Source organism: Eubacterium barkeri, from assembly GCF_900107125.1.
Classification (GTDB): domain Bacteria; phylum Bacillota; class Clostridia; order Eubacteriales; family Eubacteriaceae; genus Eubacterium_O; species Eubacterium_O barkeri.
Window position 1 is genome coordinate 21,367 of the sequence record NZ_FNOU01000019.1, and the last position, 13,422, is coordinate 34,788.

Annotated in this window: 11 protein-coding genes; 1 reads left to right on the forward strand and 10 read right to left on the reverse strand. The window is 49.7% G+C overall.

Annotated elements, in window-relative coordinates; all coding sequences use genetic code 11:
* Positions 1–12 precede the first annotated feature (12 nt).
* From pgsA to BLU30_RS10835, 10 genes are all read right to left on the reverse strand, one after another.
* Positions 13–558 carry a CDP-diacylglycerol--glycerol-3-phosphate 3-phosphatidyltransferase gene (gene pgsA, locus BLU30_RS10790; protein WP_090246298.1) on the reverse strand — a complete coding sequence of 182 codons (546 nt, stop codon included), beginning with the start codon at positions 556–558 and terminating at the stop codon, positions 13–15.
* A gap of 21 nt (positions 559–579) precedes the next feature.
* Positions 580–1,911: a 30S ribosomal protein S12 methylthiotransferase RimO gene (gene rimO / locus BLU30_RS10795; protein ID WP_090246300.1), complete on the reverse strand. Its 1,332-nt coding sequence runs from the start codon at positions 1,909–1,911 to the stop codon at positions 580–582.
* Positions 1,904–4,255, reverse strand: a complete 2,352-nt coding sequence (locus BLU30_RS10800) for a DNA translocase FtsK (RefSeq protein ID WP_176770915.1) — start codon at positions 4,253–4,255, stop codon at positions 1,904–1,906. The genes rimO and BLU30_RS10800 overlap by 8 nt, the downstream gene beginning before the upstream one ends.
* A gap of 317 nt (positions 4,256–4,572) precedes the next feature.
* On the reverse strand, positions 4,573–5,022 hold the full coding sequence (gene dut / locus BLU30_RS10805; protein WP_090246303.1) for a dUTP diphosphatase: 450 nt from the start codon (positions 5,020–5,022) through the stop codon (positions 4,573–4,575).
* Positions 5,023–5,040: 18 nt separating this feature from the next.
* Positions 5,041–7,122 carry a polyribonucleotide nucleotidyltransferase gene (locus BLU30_RS10810; RefSeq protein ID WP_090246305.1) on the reverse strand — a complete coding sequence of 694 codons (2,082 nt, stop codon included), beginning with the start codon at positions 7,120–7,122 and terminating at the stop codon, positions 5,041–5,043.
* A gap of 202 nt (positions 7,123–7,324) precedes the next feature.
* A complete protein-coding gene (rpsO, locus tag BLU30_RS10815) occupies positions 7,325–7,591 on the reverse strand; it encodes a 30S ribosomal protein S15 (protein ID WP_090246307.1) in 267 nt (88 codons plus the stop codon).
* Positions 7,592–7,717: 126 nt separating this feature from the next.
* A complete protein-coding gene (locus BLU30_RS10820) occupies positions 7,718–8,833 on the reverse strand; it encodes an MGDG synthase family glycosyltransferase (RefSeq protein ID WP_090246308.1) in 1,116 nt (371 codons plus the stop codon).
* Complete coding sequence (locus BLU30_RS10825) at positions 8,826–8,996, reverse strand: stress-responsive transcriptional regulator PspC (RefSeq protein ID WP_242873572.1); 171 nt, start codon at positions 8,994–8,996, stop codon at positions 8,826–8,828. Before BLU30_RS10825 ends, BLU30_RS10820 begins: the two co-directional genes overlap by 8 nt.
* 2 nt (positions 8,997–8,998) lie before the next feature.
* On the reverse strand, positions 8,999–9,814 hold the full coding sequence (proB, locus tag BLU30_RS10830) for a glutamate 5-kinase (protein ID WP_090246309.1): 816 nt from the start codon (positions 9,812–9,814) through the stop codon (positions 8,999–9,001).
* 145 nt (positions 9,815–9,959) lie between these two features.
* Entirely contained in the window at positions 9,960–10,727 is a 768-nt protein-coding gene (locus BLU30_RS10835) for a hypothetical protein (RefSeq protein WP_090246311.1), read from the reverse strand.
* 97 nt (positions 10,728–10,824) lie between these two features.
* Between BLU30_RS10835 and BLU30_RS10840 the strand changes: the two genes are divergently transcribed.
* On the forward strand, positions 10,825–13,404 hold the full coding sequence (locus BLU30_RS10840; RefSeq protein ID WP_090246312.1) for a PEP/pyruvate-binding domain-containing protein: 2,580 nt from the start codon (positions 10,825–10,827) through the stop codon (positions 13,402–13,404).
* Positions 13,405–13,422 lie beyond the last annotated feature (18 nt).

The window sequence follows — 13,422 nt, forward strand, 5'->3', positions numbered from 1 at the left end:
AATTTTGGTCCTTTAATAAGACTTGATCACACCCTTATTGAGTCTGAAATAATCAATCCCTGAAATCAAAGTCAGCACCAGGGCCACATAAATCATCACCGTCCCAAAAATATTCAGAGCGGGAATCTGGCATACTGGCCAATTATACAGTAGCAGTGCTACGATGGCAATCATCTGGGACATGGTTTTGGCCTTTCCCCATTTGCTGGCGGCAATCACCACCCCATCCGAGGCAGCCAGGGTTCTAAGACCCGTAATGGCAAATTCCCGGGCGATGATGACGATGACCACCCAAGCTGGCATGAGGTGCAGCTCCACCAGACAAATAAAAGCTGAACACACCAACAGCTTATCCGCCAAGGGGTCCATAAACTTGCCAAAATCCGTTACCAGATTTCGGCTTCTTGCCAAATGGCCATCCAAGGCATCCGAAGCCGCCGCCACGACGAACAGGACTAAGGCGATGGGTTCATGGAATGGAAAATCCACCGCCATCGCAATGACAAAAAAAGGAATCATAATAATCCGGGCCATGGTAATCTTATTGGGTAAATTCATTTTCTCTCTCCTTTAAAATACTCACCGACGAATGCTTCCAATCACGTCGTAGCCAATGGAATTGGTAACAGACACCGGATAAAAGGTACCGCACACCAAATCGGCATCCTCAATGATGACACCACAATCAATTTCTGGCGCATCACCATAGGTCCGGCCATAGAATACCCCGTCCCCATCGGTTTCTTCCACTAGCACCTCGATATTTTTTCCCACCAATTCCTGGTTTTTAAGGGCCGTGATATCTTCCTGCTGCTCATAAACCCGGCGTTTTCGGGCTTCCTTCACATCCCCAGGTAATTGGTCCGCCATTTCAGCGGCTGGCGTCCCCTCTTCCATGGAATAGGCAAAAGCGCCCAGGCGTTCAAAGCGCAATTCTGATAAAGCCGATAACATCGCCTCAAAATCTTCCTCGGTTTCCCCGGGAAAGCCCGTGATGATGGTCGTCCGTAAAACCACATCTGGGAGGGCCTGACGAATCATGGCCACCTTCTCAAAAATAGTCTGTCGATTGATTTGGCGGCCCATTCGCTTCAGCACACTGTCCTCTGTATGCTGGATTGGCATATCAAAATAGTGACAAATATTATGATGGGTGCGTACCACCTCCAAAAGCTCCCCATTGATGCCCTCTGGATAAAGATAGAGCAGGCGAATCCATTTGAAGTCCACTGCCTCTGCTAATTCCTTGAGCAATGTGGCCAGTGTGACCCCATCTTCTAAATCATTGCCATATTGGGTAAGGTCCTGGGCAATGAGGATGAGCTCTTCTATCCCCTGGTCCCGCAGGTTTTTAGCCTCAGACAAGATCGCCTCGGGGCGGCGGCTGCGGTAATGACCCCGAATCCTTGGAATGGCGCAATAGGTACAATGCTTATCGCAGCCCTCGCTTATTTTTAGATAAGCCGTCACATCGCCATCTTCAACCCGGCGTTCGACCACCGCTTCTTTATAGGTTTTCGTCTCTTCTTCAATCAAGGTATCCGTCTGGCGGCCCCCATCAATAAGAGAAAGGAGATCCTCCAGATTATTAACCCCTAAATAGAAGTCCACTTCCGGCAGCTCTGCCTTCAGTTCCTGAGCATAGCGCTGGGCCATACACCCTGCCACTACAAAGATACCACATTTCCCCTCCGTTTTATAGGGTAAATACTCGAAAATCCGATCGATGGACTCTGCCTTGGCGGCTTCGATGAAGCAGCAGGTATTGATAATGATAATATCCGCATCCTCTGGACCCTTCGCTACGGTATATCGGGCACCCCTTAGGGTGGCCAGCATGGTTTGACTGTCCACAGTATTTTTGTCACAGCCCAGGGTCTCTATATAGACCGATTGGGTGGGTTTAGGCATGATAATACTCCTCTCGGGTGGTGAGCAGGGTCCGGGGCTTACTGCCATTTGGTCCTGAAATCACACCCTTTTGTTCTAGCTCATCCACAATACGTCCAGCCCTGGCATAGCCCACCTTCAGCTTTCTCTGAACCATGGAAGTCGAAATCTGATTGTAGGTAAAGGCCAGCTCCACGGCCTGGGGGAATAGGGCATCCTCCGTTTCTTCCGTATCATCCGGCTTCTCACTATACCCCGCAATGACGTCTTCAATATGGGCGTTAAAGGTGGGGGCTGACGCCCCCTCAATGGCTCCGATGACCCGATTGATTTCTGCATCAGAGACATAGGTACATTGGACTCGCAGGGGCTTGGATTTACCCACCGGGAAATAGAGCATATCCCCCTTACCCAAAAGCTTCTCGGCCCCGGCCATATCTAAAATAGTCCGACTATCGGTATTAGAAGCCACAGAGAATGCAATTCGAGAGGGAATATTCGCTTTAATGAGCCCGGTGATAACATCCACCGATGGTCTCTGGGTTGCGATGATGAGATGAATTCCACAGGCCCGGGCAAGCTGGGCAATGCGGCAGATGGCATTTTCAACCTCCTTGGGAGAAGTCATCATTAAATCCGCCAATTCATCCACCACAATGATGATTCGGGGCAGCTTCTTTTCTCCAGCTGCCAGCATCTTTTCATTGTATCCATCAATATCCCGAACCCCAGCATCTTTAAAGAGCTGATAGCGGTCCGTCATCTCCTTGATCCCCCAATTGAGGGCATAGGCCGCTTTCTTAGGGTCTGTAACCACCGGGATGAGCAGGTGGGGAATATTATTGTATTGATTCAGCTCCACCATCTTGGGGTCAATCATGATAAACCGCAATTCATCAGGGGTCAGCTTGTAAAGCAGGCTGATGATAATGGTATTGATGCACACGCTCTTCCCTGAACCCGTGGCCCCGGCAATGAGCATATGGGGCATCTTACTGATATCCCCAATGATTTTTTGCCCCGACAAAGTTTTCCCCAGGGCAAAGGGCAGGGTTGCCTTGGTCCGCGCAAAGCCCGGGGCTTCGATTATTTCCCGAAGCCCGACGATTTCGCTTTCAGCATTGGGCACCTCAATCCCCACCGCAGCCTTCCCTGGAATGGGGGCTTCGATGCGAATGTCTGAAGTGGCCAGGTTTAAGGCCAAGTCATCGCTTAGGTTAACGATTTTATTCACCTTGACCCCTGGGTCCGGCTGAACCTCGAAACGGGTAATGGAAGGACCTACATCCGCACCGACGATTTTTGCCGCAACCCCAAAGCTTTTCAGGGTTTCCTCAATCTGACGGGCTTTTTTTTTCACATCTGTTTTTTTATCGCCTCCCCGTCGTAAAGGGGGATTAAGCAGTGCCACATCAGGGATCTGATATTCTTCCACCGGTGCGTCGGGATCGATGGTTTCAAAGCCACTGCCAATGGTAACATTCTCTGGAGCCTGGTCCACCGGGGCGTTACTGGCTACACGCTGCTTTCTGGCCTGACGTTCCGCCTGGACAGCCGCCGCCTCCTCTGGATCAAGGGCTTCCATTACATCTCCAATATCCAAATACTGGGTATCCACGGAGATCTCCCCGGTTTCCCCACGATGGAACAGGTCGTCATAGTCTTCGTCAATGAGCTCCTGTTCCTCCAGGAGTCGGCGTTCTTCAGCCTCTTTACGCTTATCCCGCAGCTCTTTCGCTTCTTTGACCTCTGCTGCCTTCTCTTTGATTTTATCCATACCAAACCCCTTCTCCTTAAGCGCCCCATAGGCCTGGGGATAATTGATCTTAAAAATAAGAAATGCTTCGATAAAGAAAAGAATGATAATCAGGATAAAAGTCAGCACCCGTCCCATAATGGTAGTAAACAGGAAAGCAAAAACGTTTCCGATAATCCCTCCGTAACCTCCCAATGTTGCCAGGGAAAAGAGGTCCACCATGCTATTATCAAGAAGCTTTGGCATATTCAGGCTGAATCCAATCATGAAATTCATGAGCATCAAAAAGACAATCAGGACAGTCTTGCGGTAGTAACGCATTTTATCTGTAAACAGCAAAATACCACAGACCACGCCATAAATAGCTACCATCATCGAGACATTGCCAAACATAAAGGTAACAAAACCCTTCCCAATGATTTTATCCACAATATTCGGGGTAGCGGTGCTAAAGGCATAGGCACTGTAGATGGAAAACAGAACAACCACTGCCCCCCAAATCTGTCGCTTCCGATCGGGGTGCAAAGTTTTTTTCGATTGTGCCTTAGCCGATGGCCGTGTTTTCTTTTTCGTACTGGTTCTTGCAGTCGTTTTTTTGCGAGCTGCCATTTTTATCACCTCAAATCCTATTAAAAAAGGGTACACAGGGTACCCTTCAGACTGTTGACAAACCCAGGTCTGGGAGCGGATAAAAATACGAGAACCCCGGCGCCCCTGCGGGCTGGTGTTTTGGGCTTTCATCAAATTAAGAAAGCAAACCCGCCTTAAACCCGATCAAAACCGAAGGTTTTGCGCACTGATGACTGAGGGTTTTCCCTTTGTTCATCAGCGCCTGGGGTCCGGGGTGAATCTTTTTTATCCTCTCCCTGACCACTCTACACCACTTTGTCTGCGCTTTGAAGGGTACACAGGGTACCCTTGCTCCTTTACACGCCACTGTGTCCGAATCCGCCGTCACCGCGCTGTGTAGCCTCTAGAGCCTCAGGTGATTCCACCACAACAAACTCCGGCAGGCTGACCCGGGTCACCACCATCTGAGCGATGCGGTCTCCGGGGGTAATGGTGAAGGGCGTATCCAACAGGTTCATCACAATTACCGCAATCTCTCCCCGGTAATCGGAATCAATGGTGCCAATGCCGTTAACCAGGGTAATCCCGTGCTTTAAAGCCAGGCCGCTTCGAGCCCGGACCTGGGCCTCATAGCCTAAGGGGAGCTCAATACGGATACCGGTGGGCACAGCGTATACCTTATGGGGCTCAAGCACCAGGGGCTCAGCTAAATCTGCGTGTAAATCCACGCCAGCCGCCCCCTGGGACTGTACCCTCGGCAGTGGGTTTTTTGACCCATTATAAATTTTTACAACACAGGTTTCCATTATTATAACCGGTGTTCCTTAGTTTTCCTTAGGCAGGCAAGCCTTTCGGGACAGATTGATTCGGCCCTGGTCATCAATTTCGATCACCTTTACCGTCACCTTATCCCCCAGCTTTACCGAATCCTCAACTTTTTCCACCCGGTGATGTTCCAGCTTGGAAATATGGATAAGGCCATCCTTTCCTCCTGGAATGGACACAAAGGCACCAAAGTTCATGATCCGGACGACGGTTCCGTCCACCACTTCCCCGACTTCAACCTCCCGGACGATATCGTTAATCATATCGATGGCACGCTTTGCAGCTTCGCCATCCTCGGATGCGATATAGATGGTTCCATCATCCTCAATATCAATCTTCACACCGGTTTCATCGATGATGCCGTTGATCACCTTACCGCCACTCCCAATGACCTCACGAATCTTGTCGGGCTTGATGTGCATGGTGATAATTCTCGGTGCGTAGGGAGACAGCTCTTCCCGGGGTTCTGCAATGGTATCGTTCATAATGCCTAAAATGTGCATCCGACCGTCCTTAGCCTGAGCCAGGGCTTGGGTCAGGATTTCACGGTCGATGCCGTGAATTTTGATATCCATCTGAATGGCGGTAATCCCATCGGCAGTTCCGGCCACTTTAAAGTCCATATCCCCTAAGAAGTCTTCCATTCCCTGGATATCCGTTAGGATAGCCAGCTTCTCATCTTCTTTAATGAGGCCCATGGCGCAGCCTGCCACCGGCTTTTTCAGGGGGACACCAGCAGCCATAAGGGCCAGGGAGCTCCCACAGACACTGGCCTGGGAGGTAGAGCCATTGGAACTTAATACCTCGGACACCACACGGATGGCATAGGGGAATTCTTCCTCGGAAGGAACCATGGGCAGCAGAGCACGCTCTGCCAGGGCACCATGGCCAATTTCACGACGGCCCGGACCTCGCATGGGGCGGGTTTCCCCCACACTGTAGCTTGGGAAATTATATTGATGCATATAGCGTTTTTCGGTTTCGGTTCCCAGCCCATCAATCATCTGAGCATCCCGGAGTACCCCAAGGGTCGCGATGGAGAGCACCTGGGTTTCACCACGGGTAAAGAGGCCAGAGCCATGGACCCGGGGGACAAAATCAATGAGGGCACTGATGGGACGTACTTCTTCCATCTTTCGATTATCCGGACGGATCCGATCATTTAAGATCAGTCCACGGACTTCTTTCTTCTTCATCCCGTTAAGCACGGTATCAATGTCTGCACCAGCATCAGGGTATAATTCCGTAAAGTGCGCCATGGCTTCGTCAATGAGTCCATTCATGGCAGAAAGACGTTCATCCTTATCGGCAGTCTGAACGGCATCATGCATCCGGCTTCCCACATAGGCTTCGATTTCTGCAGTGAGTTCTTCTGTTGGAAGATACAGCTTGTACTCTGCTTTAGGGACACCCACTTCTGCCACAATTCCTTCAATAAAGGCCACGATTTTTTTGATCTCATCGTGGGCAAAGAGGATGGCTTCTAACATGGTTTCTTCAGAAACCTCGTTTGCACCCGCTTCCACCATCATGACGGCGTCCTTGGTTCCAGCGACAATAAGACTGAGGTCGCTGACTTCACGCTGGGCTTGTGTTGGGTTTAACACCAGTTCACCATCGACTAAGCCGACAGCGACTGAACCCGTTGGTCCGGCAAAGGGCATGTCCGAAATGGACAGTGCCACGGAGGAACCGATCATTGCAACGATTTCCGGAGCATTATCCTGTTCCACTGCCATGACGGTGGTAACCACCTGGACATCATTTCGGAATCCCTTGGGGAATAAAGGACGGATGGGGCGATCGATCAAACGGGAATTTAAGATTGCCTTTTCTGAAGGTCGGCCTTCCCGCTTTAAAAATCCTCCAGGGATTTTACCGACAGCATATTGTTTTTCTTCATAGTCTACACTCAGGGGGAAGAAATCCATCCCCTCCCGTGGTTTTTTAGAAGCACCGGCCACCGCCAGGATGGTGGTTTCGCCATACCGAAGGATGGCCGATCCCTTTGCCAGCTGGGCCACCTGGCCAACTTCAACGACCAGCGGTCTGCCGGCCAACTCCATTTCAAATCTTCTCATATCATAACTCCTTTATGATGAAAGGTCCGATGCTTTCGCAGAGGACCGATGCCCGGTAGACATTGCGTTCTGTCCGTCGTTTATACCCACCAGCAGGTAGACATAAACCGCGAACAGTTAAAACATCCGTCTGTTGGGCATCGCCATAGGTCTTTGCAAAAATGACAGAAAGGCGGAATAGCTCCGCCTTATCAGTGTGTTATTATTTTCTCAAGCCTAAACGTGCAATGAGTTCACGATAACGGGTGATGTCTTTCTTCTTAAGGTAGCCCAGCAGGTTACGACGCTGTCCAACCATCTTCAGAAGACCTCTTCTGGAGTGATGGTCCTTTTTGTGCACTGCGAAATGTTCGTTCAAATCGTTAATGCGAGCGGTCAGAAGAGCGATTTGCACTTCCGGGGAACCGGTGTCCCCTTCGTGGGTGCCATAATCGGCGACAATCTGTTCTTTTTGTTCTTTTGTGATCATAATGATTCTCCTTAATTCTTAATTTTCTGCCAAGTCATAGTAAACCGTCGGAGTGTCGGAAAACCAGGAATTGGCAACGTCAGTATCATACCACATCCACAGGGGGGTGTAAAGTATTTTTCACCATCAATCCATTAATTGGCGACAGAGATCCAGGGTCTTTTCCATGGAGTGTCGCCGGGCCTCCTCGGTCATATTGGCGGACATTTCCCGGATGATGTAACTATTCTCAATGAGAAAATCCACTAAAGAGGTTAAATCCTTGACCTTATCCACCTTGATCGCCATGCCACTGTCCACCAGAAAGTCGGTATTCTCCTCTTCCTGACCTGGATAATAGTATGGAATAATCATGGGAATGCCCTTAACCATGGCCTCTGTACTGGTAAGTCCCCCGGGCTTTGTGATAATGGCCTCGGACTGATCCATAAGTTGCGACACATTCTGGACAAAGCCATGGATCTCAACCACCTTATCTGCTGGTTCGTACACCTTCGCCAGAAAACGGATATCCCGTTCAACCTTGGCATTATTCCCACAAACCACGATAATCCGAATCTTCTCCTTGGTCTTCATCAGGGAAACAAAGGCTTTTTCCATTTGACGGGCCCCCATGCTTCCCCCCATAACCATTATAGTCCCCCGGACTGCCGGGTCCCCTTTTTCCGACCCAGCAGAGGGAGCATCCATAAATTCGGTACGAATGGGAATGCCAAAGGGATAGATGATATCCGGGCTAACGCCCCGCTCCACCATGGTTTGCTTGGTATATTCGCTCCCCACCACGTAAGCATCAATCATGGGGTGCAGGTAGACACTGTGAATTTTATAATCTGTCACAAAGGAAAGAACCGGCTGATTAAAGGCACCATGGGCCTTTAAGGTCCCCAGCATATTTGTAACAAAGGGATGGGTCGAAATAATAAGATCCGGCCTCTCTTTTTCAATAAGCGGGACAATTTCAGGGTTCATCACCTTGGACATGACCTTAAAGATATTCTGCTGGAAAGGGGTCATCTTGTTGAACTGATGGTACATTTGTTCGTAAAGCTTGGGCGCGATTTCCACCAATTGCTTGTATCCCTTGGTCACTATACGGTTCAAAGCGGCACTGCTTTCTTTAAAAGCATCGTAAACCTGGGCATCATACCCCCGCCCTTGCAGTGCCTCTGCCAGGGAACGGGCCGCCAAATTATGCCCCGCCCCGGTCGATGCACTAAAGATAAAGACCTTTTTAGTCATCAAAATCCTTGGTGAAGCGGTAATTAACCCGCATCAGTTTTCCGCCCACCGCCTCTTCCCGACGCTTTTCAACTAAATAAGCCACACCAAAGCCAGTGGCCACACCCGCAACAATGGTGCCTAAGGTCAGCATAATCTTTTTAAAGATACATTCATTATCCATAATTATTCTCCTTCTACACTTTCTTTTTTAAGAAAAATCGTTCCAATTTCCCGGCCATCTAAAATCTCATAAAGACCTCGGACATCCTCACCCGATGCGATGATCGTATGGATTCCACGCTCTGTAGCATACCGGGCGGCGCCAATTTTCGTCACCATCCCACCTGTTCCGAGTCCGGAGGTGGAGCAACCGGCACTTTTGATAACAGCCGTATCAATTTGCTCAACCACCGGTACCAACCTGGCATCCTCATGCTTGGCTGGATTACAATCATACAGCCCAGCCACATCCGATAGAATAACCAGCAGGTCCGCGTTCACCAAGCTTGCGGTCATAGCTGAAAGAATATCATTATCCCCAAAGCACTCCTCCTGGATTTCATCCGTGGACACACAGTCATTCTCATTAACAATGGGAATAATCCCCCGTCCCATGAGTGCCGTAAAGGTATTTTCAGCATTAGTCCGCTTGATTTCATTTTGAAAGACATCCTTCGTCAGAAGGATCTGCCCAATATTTTGATGGTAATCATCAAAAAACTTATGATAAATTTCCATCAAAAGGCCCTGACCTACAGAAGCCGCCACCTGCTTTTCTTCTAACTTAACTGGTCGCTGTTCCATCCCCAGGCGGTTCATCCCACAGCCAATGGCTCCAGAAGAAACTAAAACAATCTGCTTCCCGCTGCTGACCAAATCGGTCAGAACCCGCGCCAGATGATCCAGCTTCCGAAGATTAAGCTTTCCGTCGGGGTGGGTAACGCAGGTCGTCCCCATTTTGATCACGATCCTCTGTGCTGATAATATTTCCTTGCGCATTCTAGCCTCCCACGCCTGATGATTCCAATGCCCCTTTCAGGGTTCATTTATAAATAGTGTACCAAAGATTCCTTTGAAATTCAAATGTTATCTGCATTGTCCTCCGCCGAATGATGTGCTTTCTAATAAAAAACGTCTCCCAAAATTACTCGTCCGTTACCACAACCGCCCAGCCCACATTCGGAACAGCCGCATAGCTAGCCTCGTGATATCGAAGGCCCTCCCAATACCCGCAGTTGCCAGTCTCTTCTTTAAGATAGGTACTGGACAGGGTTTTTCCAAGGGCCGCAATGGGGGCCGGCGCAGCCGTCGCCGCCAGCCACTCCTTCTGTCCATTTGGCAGCCACCGAAGGGCGTCATTGTGATTGCCCAGCAAATAAACTATCTGTCCCTGCTGAGCCACAGCCTGGGCTGCACAATCAAAATCCGACAGAAGAACCTCCACCTCCCACAAACCATAAAAAGCCATGGGCTCAAAATCCATGGATCGGTTCAATACCCGCATAACTGGTTCACCCTGCTGTTCCTCTAATCCTGCAAAGGTCATGAGATGCCCACTTAGACGGGTAAAGGTAAAGGTTTGATCCTCCCTGGAGCCAATACGTCTGGTATTGGTGGACCACAGAACCGTTCCCTGGGATTCCTTTAGCGTCAAACTCCGATATTCTGGGTGAGCCGCCTGATAATCCAATACCTGGCGGGATACCCCTTCTAAATTCCCCGTATTCCCAGAGCGCAAATAAGCATCCAACCCCAGGGAGCTGCCCAGCGCCTGGGCCTGATCATAATCCTCTGCAATTTGATTTGAAAGCTCTGCTGACTGACGGCTGAAATCATGATCTCCAGCCTGGGTACATCCGGTAATCCCGACGATAATCACGATAAAGATTCCCCAAAGAACGCTTTTTCTCATTACATCCTCCTTTATTAATATTACTTATATTATAATATGTTATCCTATTTAAATTCAAATAACACATAAAACAGAAGCTAAAACAAAGGAGAACCCCATGGCAGCCTTCGATCGTATTGACTCCGGCCTTCCAGAAATGGATAGAGCCTTTGACCATATCCGTTTGGGCGATAATGTAGTGTGGCAGGTAGAGGCCCTGGATCATTTTAAAATTTTTGCGCTCCCCTTTGCCAGGCAAGCCATCACCGATGGGCGCAATATGGTTTATATTCGTTTTGCCTCCCACGAGCCACTATTGTTACCCCAGCCAGGTCTCAAGATTTACACCCTGCGGCTTTCCCATTATTTTGAAACCTTCACCGTGGAGATCCATAACATCATTGAGCGTGAGGGTCCTGAAACCTTTTATATTTTCGACTGCCTTTCTGAACTCCAAGTCGCCTGGTCCACAGACCTTATGATGAGTAATTTCTTCCGCTTAACCTGTCCATTTTTATTCAAACTGGATACAGTGGCATACTTTCCCATCCTCAGGGGTCGGCACTCCTTTGATGCCATCGCCCGAATCCGGGAAACCACCCAGATCCTGTTGGATGTCTATGCCGACGATCATACGTGCTACGTCCATCCCCTGAAAGTCTGGCAGCGCTACTCACCCTCAATGTTCCTCCCCCATGCCTACGATGCCGCCACCAATACCTTTACCGCCCTCACAGACGGCGTCCGTATCAGCCGCTTTTACACCTTGCTGGATCGTGATGGCGCATCGAGCGAAACCCAGGATTTAGATAGCTGGGATCGATTCTTTACCCTTGCCAAACTACAGTACGATAATGGCCTGCTAAACGACGCCCATCAGACCACTATCTGCCAAACCATGATGACGAGAGACCCCCAGATGCAGGCCCTCATCCTAAAGCACTTCACCCCAAAAGATTTTTTCTCTATCCGCAGCCGGATGATCGGTACCGGAATGATTGGCGGTAAGGCCTGTGGCATGCTCCTTGCACGGAAGCTCGTGGAAAAACACCTGCCCCAGTGGCGCACAAATTTAGAACCCCACGATTCTTTCTATATCGGCTCCGATGTTTTTTATTCCTATATCGTCCAAAATGACTGCTGGAATCTCCGACTGCGCCAACGGACCCCCCAGGAATATTTCTCCATTGCCGAGGATTTGGCCCATGCCCTGAGACATGGGTGCTTTGCCGAGGATATCCGGGAAAAATTCCGGAGAATGCTAGAATACTTTGGCCAGACCCCTATTATCGTTCGATCCAGCTCTATTCTAGAAGATGGCTTTGGCAATGCCTTTGCCGGCAAATACGAATCCGTCTTCTGTGTCAACACCGGAGATTTGGATACCCGCCTGGCGGCCTTTGAAGATGCCGTTCGCATTGTCTATGCCAGCACCATGAACCCATCGGCATTGGAATATCGTAAGCGTCGGGACCTTGACGGACAGGATGAGCAAATGGCCCTCTTAGTTCAACGGGTATCCGGCTCCTGGCTCGACAAGCTCTTCATGCCCTCCGCCGCAGGGGTCGGTTATTCCACCAGTACCTATCGTTTCACCCCGGGGATGGATATTTCCGCAGGAATGCTGCGCCTTGTTATGGGCCTGGGCACCCGTGCCGTGGATCGAACCGAAGGGGATTATCCCAGGCTTTTAAGCCTCAGCGATCCTCTGGTTCGTCTCGGTGCCACCTCTGCTGAACGTCATCGCTTTTCCCAACACCAGATTGACGTACTGGATACAGAGTCCGTCTCCCTAGAGGCCATTCGCTTAGAATCCCTTTTGCCCCAATTGCCGGAGGATCTGGTTAAAACCCTTTTGGAACGGGATACCGACGCCGAACGCATGTTTAGGGAACGGGGAGAATATCGTAAAGTTTATTATATCTCCTGCCAGGGCCTCGTCAAAAATACCGATTTCACCGAAATGATGGGGAGTATACTGGACACCCTGGAAAAAGAGTATGATTATCCTGTCGATATTGAGTACACCATTAATGTGGGAAAGGAGGGAGAGTTCGTCATCAATCTACTCCAATGCCGTCCCCTCCAGGTTTGCGAAAGCGGCGGGGTCTGCCATATCCCCATGCTTCATCCAGGAAACACGTATTTTCACATCCAGGGCACCAGTATGGGCAGCACCAGAACCGAGAATATGGATATTTTAGTCGTTGTCGATCCCAAGGCATACTACGATTACGAATACGCAAAGAAACCTAAAATTGCCAATCTTATTGGAGAAATCAACACCTACTACAAAAATCAGGGTCTTCAAATGATGCTCATCGTCCCGGGCCGCATTGGCACCTCCTCCCCAGAACTGGGTGTCCCTGTGGTCTTTGCCGATATTTCTGAGTTTTCTGTCATCTGTGAAGTCGCCTATTCCGCTGCAGGCTATCAGCCAGAGCTGTCCTACGGCAGCCATATGTTCCAGGATTTGGTGGAAAGCAACATGCTGTACTGCGCCATTTTTGAAAATGACCATACGAAAGTCTTCAAGCCCAGCCTGTTATCTGACAATCCTAACCGCCTGCCCACACTTTTCCCAGAGTCTGCCCCCCTTGCAAGCATCCTATCCCTTTACACCCTCACCGGTCAGAACTTCCGCTTGTACCATAATATGGAAAAGGACGAAACGCTCTGTGGCTTTGAGGAAGAATAACAGCGTGGTTAATGCATA

Excerpts from the sequence above, each read along its gene's own strand:
- pgsA (WP_090246298.1), bottom strand. The coding sequence starts at position 558 with ATGAATTTACCCAATAAGATTACCATGGCCCGGATTATTATGATTCCT.
- BLU30_RS10835 (WP_090246311.1), bottom strand. The coding sequence starts at position 10,727 with ATGAGAAAAAGCGTTCTTTGGGGAATCTTTATCGTGATTATCGTCGGG.
- proB (WP_090246309.1), bottom strand. The coding sequence starts at position 9,814 with ATGCGCAAGGAAATATTATCAGCACAGAGGATCGTGATCAAAATGGGG.
- dut (WP_090246303.1), bottom strand. The coding sequence starts at position 5,022 with ATGGAAACCTGTGTTGTAAAAATTTATAATGGGTCAAAAAACCCACTG.
- BLU30_RS10820 (WP_090246308.1), bottom strand. The coding sequence starts at position 8,833 with ATGACTAAAAAGGTCTTTATCTTTAGTGCATCGACCGGGGCGGGGCAT.
- BLU30_RS10810 (WP_090246305.1), bottom strand. The coding sequence starts at position 7,122 with ATGAGAAGATTTGAAATGGAGTTGGCCGGCAGACCGCTGGTCGTTGAA.
- BLU30_RS10840 (WP_090246312.1), top strand. The coding sequence starts at position 10,825 with ATGGCAGCCTTCGATCGTATTGACTCCGGCCTTCCAGAAATGGATAGA.
- rpsO (WP_090246307.1), bottom strand. The coding sequence starts at position 7,591 with ATGATCACAAAAGAACAAAAAGAACAGATTGTCGCCGATTATGGCACC.
- rimO (WP_090246300.1), bottom strand. The coding sequence starts at position 1,911 with ATGCCTAAACCCACCCAATCGGTCTATATAGAGACCCTGGGCTGTGAC.
- BLU30_RS10800 (WP_176770915.1), bottom strand. The coding sequence starts at position 4,255 with ATGGCAGCTCGCAAAAAAACGACTGCAAGAACCAGTACGAAAAAGAAA.
- BLU30_RS10825 (WP_242873572.1), bottom strand. The coding sequence starts at position 8,996 with ATGGATAATGAATGTATCTTTAAAAAGATTATGCTGACCTTAGGCACC.